The 4,395-nt window shown below is 64.0% G+C and carries 4 protein-coding genes; all 4 read right to left on the bottom strand.

Translation table 11 applies throughout. The features are described 5' to 3' along the window. Positions 1-526 (bottom strand): cytochrome P450 family protein (locus AC1P6P_RS17320; RefSeq protein ID WP_481403697.1); only part of this gene is annotated, 526 nt, incomplete at its 3' end. Between the two features lie 177 nt (positions 527-703). Continuing rightward, complete coding sequence (locus AC1P6P_RS17325; protein WP_481403698.1) at positions 704-3,334, bottom strand: TonB-dependent receptor; 2,631 nt, start codon at positions 3,332-3,334, stop codon at positions 704-706. Between the two features lie 12 nt (positions 3,335-3,346). Further along, positions 3,347-3,472 carry a hypothetical protein gene (locus tag AC1P6P_RS17330; RefSeq protein WP_481403699.1) on the bottom strand — a complete coding sequence of 42 codons (126 nt, stop codon included), beginning with the start codon at positions 3,470-3,472 and terminating at the stop codon, positions 3,347-3,349. Between the two features lie 210 nt (positions 3,473-3,682). After that, on the bottom strand, positions 3,683-4,395 hold a 713-nt coding region (locus AC1P6P_RS17335), incomplete at its 5' end, for a TonB-dependent receptor domain-containing protein (RefSeq protein ID WP_481403700.1).

Below are 4,395 nucleotides of genomic sequence, written 5' to 3' on the forward strand. Positions count from 1 at the left end.
CGAAGGCGAGGCCAAGCGCCTCCATCGAGCTGCGCAGCGCGGGGATGTCCTGCTGCGGGGCGCCGACGAGGTGGGTGGTGACCGCGACCGGATAGTAGGAGGCAAATTCCTCGAAATCGATGCTGAGTTTCGGGGCCCACTCGTCGAGCAGGTGGTTGATGGTTTGCACCATGATCGGCCGGAGCTGGTTCGCGTAGCGCGGCGTGAAGCGGGCGGCGAAAGTCTCGCGCATCAGCTTGTGCTCGCGCTCGGGCAGGGCGATCATCTGTTCCTGGGCGAAGCGTCCCCAGGGAGAGTCGTGCGCGCCCATGATCTCGATGATGCCGTCGAAGGCGGTGCGAAGCTCGGTATCGCGGGTGAGCAGATCGCGGATCGCCTTGAGGCCGAAGATTACATAGCCCGAATCGCTTTTTGCCAGCCAGGGGTGTTTGCGCCGCGCGGCGTCGAAATGCGGATAGGGTTCGGCGGCGAAAGCGGGGTCGGTCCAGGGCAGGTGATGGAGGTCGAGTTCGGCGATCGCGGGCATGTTCCATCTCCGCGCCTTACCGGGCTGGCGCCGGTGCTGGGCGAGTGCACAATACACGCCGATTGCGCGCGCAGGTCAATGCCGGAGCAGCGCGGCTGCGTGCCGGGACAAGCCGGTGGGCGTCAAAGGAAAGGGGCCCGCGCCACGGCGCGAGCCCCTTAGGCGATGCTTGCCGCTTCAGTTTCCAAAGCGAACCTTGAGACGGGCGCCGAAGATGCGTGGCGCGCCGACCGAGCCGACTTCGACGCCGAGGCCGAGCAGGCCGGGGACCTGGGTGTAGTACTTTTCGCCGGTGACGTTGGTCATGAAGAACGACAAGTCCACCGGGGCGCCGCCGATGTTGGTCCACCCCGCGTTGAAGTCGAGCAGGTTGGTGGCCTGGATGACGCCGAGATCACGCGTGGTGGCCACAAGCTGGCCGCTGGCGACCAGCTCGGTGGAGGCGGCGCCGATGTCGTTGAAGTTGCTGTACTGGCTGTCGGTATGGGTGAACGTGGCGCCGACCGAGATCGCGCCGACCTTGGCGTCGCTGAACAGCGTGTAGTTGCCGTTGATCGAGAACTTGTTCTTCGGCGAGAACGACAGCGGCATGCCGGCGACCGCGCCCGGCTGGGCAAATACCAGCGCGTTGCCCGAGCCGACATAGACCCCGGGCTGGATGCCGACCGACGTCACCTTGGTGTTGAGATAGGTATAGTCGAAGCTGAGCACGAAGCCCTTGAACAGGTTGAGGCTGGTATTGGCCTCGAGCCCGTAGATCCGCGATTTGCCGGCGTTGAGAATCGAGCTTTGGCCGGGCACCGGCGCGGCGATCGCCGAAATGCCCAGCATGACCTGCTGGTCGCTGAAGTTGTTGTAGAAAGCCGCAACGTTGAAGATGCCGCTGATGGCGCCGTGGAAGCTGGACTTGAGGCCGACTTCGTAGGCATCGACCTTTTCCGGCTTCCACGAATCGATATGCGTGGTGACCCCGGTGGTGGTGCTGGTGATGGTCTGGATGACGTCGGGCTTGACGCCACCGGCGCGATAGCCGCGGGCATACTTGGCATAGACGAGGATGTCGTCGCTGGGCTTCCAATCAAGCCCGATCAGCCAGGTCGGCCGGCTCGACTTGGTGGAATCGACCGAATAGCAGCCGCCCGCCGGCATTGGCAGCGCGGTGTTGGCGCAGAACGTGGTCAGGATCGGCGCGCCGGCGAGGTTGGCGGTGTAGCCGACGAAGCGCGGATCGTCGGTGGTGGTCTGCTTGTCCCAGGTGTAGCGGAAGCCGGCGGTGAGGCTGAGCTGCCTCGTGAGCTTGTAGGTGGCCTGGGTGTAGAGCGCAGTATCCTGGGTGGCGTCGGTGTAGAGGCTGGGATTGTAGCCGCCCGACAGCGGCAGCGAGGCGGCGAGCACGCTGGGAATCACCAGGCCGGCGAACGGCACCGTGGTGAGGTTGGCGCCGGCGTTGGCGAAGTAGGAATTGAGCGCGATGGCGAGCGGGGCGACGCAGGTGGGACTGGCCGAGTTGATATTCGGGCAGTTGGACTGCACCGTGGTTTGCGCGCCGGCCACACCGAGCGGCGAGGATTTCTCGAAATAGAAGCCGGCTTGCCAATTGAGCTTGCCGTCGAGGAAATTGCCCTGGAACTGGAGTTCCTCGGTGAAGGTCTTGGCGGCGGAGAATTCGTGGCCGGGGTTGGGGTTGATCTGCGCATAGTTGAATGGTGCGCCGTTGAGGCTGGCGAGGGTGGCGGCCAGGTTGCCGTTGGTCCACGTCGAGGGGTCCGGAATGCCGCCGGCGGCGAGCTGGGCGTTGATCACCGACGCTGCGAACGCGGGGGTCGCCGGGGAAGCCGCGGCGCCTGGCAGAACGGAGAAGTTGGCCAGGGCATTGAAATAACTCAAATAGCCGGACAGGGTGGCGGGAGTGGCGATGAACTGGGTGCCGAATTCGGGCTGACGGAGTTGCTGGCGATACTCGCCGAAGCTGATGATGTTCTTCACGGTGAGATTGTCGCTGGCGAGCCACTTGGTGGTGTTGATCGCCTGCCACTGACGGGTCTTCGTCGAGCTGTCGGGCATGTCGGAGAGGACGCCGTAGAAGCCGAGCGGCGCCTGGCGGGCAAGCTGGTCGAGCGCGAAGGCTTCGAGCTGGCCCGTTCCCGCGGCGAACACCTTTTGCACCGAGCCGTGGGTGTTCGAATTGCTGTAGGTGCCGATGGTGTAGTTCTCGATATTGGGCGAGAAGTCGATCACCATGCTGCCGCGCAGGGCGGTATAGTTGAGGTTGTTGAAATCGCGCGGACCGATGCCGCTGCCGTTGATCAGGTAGCCGTCGCGCTTCTGGCGATCGATGCCGAAGCGGAGGCGGACTGCCTCGCTGACCGGGACGTTGAGCACCGCCTGGATACCGCGCGCATTGAAGTTGCCGAGCGTGCCCTCGACGTAACCTTCCAGCTTGTGCGTGGGCTTGGTGGGCACCAGCATGACCGCGCCGCCGGTGGTATTGCGGCCCTGGAGGGTGCCTTGCGGGCCTTTCAGCACCTGGACGTTCTGGAGGTCAAAGAACGAACCCGGGCCGGCGCCTTCGCCTGCCGGGGTGGAGAAGCTGCCGCCGCGCGGGGCAACGACGTCGGCGAAGTAGGTGCCCACGGTGGGCGCCGAGGAGATGTCCTGCGAGAAGCCGCGCAGCGAGAAGGTCGTGTTCTCGTTGCCGAAGGCGTTGTTGACCTGGAGCGAGGGCGTGGTGCGGGCCAGATCCTGCGCGCTGACGACGTTGTGCGCGGCAAGCTGGGCCTGGTTCATCACCGAGATCGAGATCGGCACGTCCTGCAGGCGCTACTCGACGCGGCGGGCGGTGACGATGATGTCGTTCGGGGAGGCCGCGGTCTGCGCCTGGACTGGCGCGGCGAGGCCGAAGGCGAGCACCGTGGCGATTGCGGCATGAGATGTACGGATGTGCATGACAGGTCCTCCCGGTTTGCCGGAGGGCCCCGCCGCAAGCGGCGATTGCCCTTCCGATCGTTCAATTGAGTGGGAGTATGAATGGATTGATCGCTTAGTCAATCGGATTGCATCGTACTTTTTACGTCGGCGCCGGGTGCATCGCGCACATGAAAACGGCCCGCATCGCCAGGTACGATGCGGGCCGTGAAGTTCATCCGGAATTGATGATCAGTTGTAGTGCACTTTCATGCGGAAACCGAACATGCGCGGCAGTTCGGGGTGGCCGCCGTCCGCGCCGATGGTCTGATAGGCGCCGTCGTTGAACAGGATATGGTCTTCGTTGGTCACGTTGGTCATGAAGAACGCCAGATCCACCGGCTTGCCCATCACGCCCTTCCAGTCGACGTTGAGATTGAGCAGGTTAGACGGCAGGATCTGGTACATGGGCGAGAGGCCCGGCGCCAGCGCGCGCTGGGAGTCTGAATGGGTAAAGGTCGCCCCCAGCGAAACCTTGCCGATGCTGTCGTCGAGCGGAAGGATGTAACTGCTGGTCACCGTGAACTTGTTCTTCGGTGACAGTTCGAGCGGACCGCCCAGCTCTGCCGCTGTTGCCAGCGTCAGATAGTAGGGTGGCAGCGCCGGCGTGGTGAAGCTCAACAGCTTGGTGTTCAGGTAGGCGTAGGATACATCGAGTTTCCATGCGGGGATAGGCCGCACCGAGGCATCCACCTCGACACCCCAGATTCGCGACTTGCCGGCGTTGAGGATCAACTGCTGCGGCGGCACGACTTTCGTGTAGTCGACCGGGCCGACACCGCCGTTGGCCGCACCCGGGTTGATCGTCGGGTTGACCGAAAGCTGCTGGTTGCGGAAATCGTTGTAGAAGCCGGCAATGTTGAAATAGCCCGGGATCGCTCCCTGCCAGCTTGTCTTGGCGCCGA

It is taken from the genome of Rhizomicrobium sp. (assembly GCF_056722145.1).

Bases quoted from the DNA above. Each gene is read 5' to 3' on its own strand.
- AC1P6P_RS17330 (WP_481403699.1), bottom strand. From the start codon at position 3,472: ATGCACATCCGTACATCTCATGCCGCAATCGCCACGGTGCTCGCCTTC.